The 883-nt window shown below is 68.2% G+C and carries 1 protein-coding gene; it reads left to right on the plus strand.

Going from position 1 to position 883, the window contains the following annotated elements; genetic code table 11:
* Positions 1-18: 18 nt before the first annotated feature.
* Positions 19-883 (plus strand): methyltransferase domain-containing protein (locus NBW84_RS02490; RefSeq protein WP_250281305.1); only part of this gene is annotated, 865 nt, incomplete at its 3' end.

Here is an 883-nt window from a genome sequence, read left to right on the forward strand (position 1 = left end):
TAACGGGACGGGAAAGGTGTGAAACGCGAGGATTTCATCCCCGACGTGGTCTGGGTGGGACGGGCGGACGGATGGCTGGTCCCGCTCGACCGGGCTGAGGATCCCGAAGGGTGGCTGGCGCTTGTCAGCAGTGGCGATTCGATCGTCACCCAGGCCGACGACGGAGAACGCGGCGACGGCCTGGGTATCTTCCCGACCAGTTCGTCCAGCGCGCCGGTGGTCATGAGCAGGATGCTCGACCTGCTCGACGTGCGGGCGGGAATGAACGTGCTGGAGATCGGGGCGGGCACGGGATACAACGCCGCCCTGCTCGCCGGGAGGGCACGCGGTGGGCGTGTCACGACCGTGGAGGTGGATCCCGCGATCGCCGAACACGCCCGGCAGACGCTGGGACGAACCGGGTATCCGGTCACGGTCGTTACCGGTGACGGTACCCGCGGATATCCTGAGCACGCCCCTTACGATCGGGTGGTGGCCACGGCGAGCGCGCTGCGGGTTCCTTTTTCCTGGGTCGAGCAGACTCGGCCGGGTGGCCGGATCGTAGTCCCGCTGGACGGCAGTTTCGAACGACAGGCGTTTCTCCGCCTGACCGTCCATGGTGACGGTGTCGCGCGGGGGCGCTTTCACAGCGCGGCGTCCTTCATGCGGCTGCGCGGCCAGCGGGACGACGAGGTTCTGTGGCGGATATGGGGCACCGAGGACGCCCGTGCCACCACGACCCGGAACTGTCCGCGTGAACCGTTCACGGATTTCGAGGCCGGTTTCGCCGTCGGTGCCCGGCTGCCCGGCTGGGTGACGGGAGAACGCGGGGAGGACGACGGCACCGCCGTTCTTCTGATGTCACATCGGGACTCGCGCTCCTGGGCCACGGTCACGTTCGGGA

The sequence above is a fragment of the Protofrankia sp. CiP1_Cm_nod2 genome (assembly GCF_920664355.1).
GTDB lineage: Bacteria > Actinomycetota > Actinomycetes > Frankiales > Frankiaceae > Protofrankia.